Source organism: Escherichia sp. AM3 (assembly GCF_032029835.1).
In the GTDB taxonomy this organism is placed as follows: domain Bacteria; phylum Pseudomonadota; class Gammaproteobacteria; order Enterobacterales; family Enterobacteriaceae; genus Escherichia; species Escherichia coli.
The window spans coordinates 1-267 of record NZ_JAVUPQ010001016.1; the positions used below are offsets into that span (position 1 = coordinate 1).

Sequence of the window (267 nt, forward strand, 5' to 3'; positions counted from 1 at the left end):
CCGGGGGAAGGGAGTTGGATCGTCGCATGGAAATACCTTCCTGTGGCCCAGGTGACGGAAGTCAAAGCGATTCACTTTACCGTTGGCCGTACCGGGCGGATCACCGCGATTGCGCAGCTTGAGCCGCTGATGCTCGACGATAAACGCGTACAGCGCGTCAGCTTAGGGTCGGTTAACCGCTGGCAGAGGCTGGATATTGCCCCCGGCGATCAGGTGCTGGTAAGCCTGGCGGGACAAGGTATTCCCCGGCTGGATAACGTGGTGTGG

Annotated in this window: 1 pseudogene; it reads left to right on the forward strand. The window is 60.3% G+C overall.

The annotated features are described in order from the left end of the window. Positions 1–267: pseudogene (gene ligB / locus RTW80_RS29500) on the forward strand (ATP-dependent DNA ligase); the annotation flags it as partial.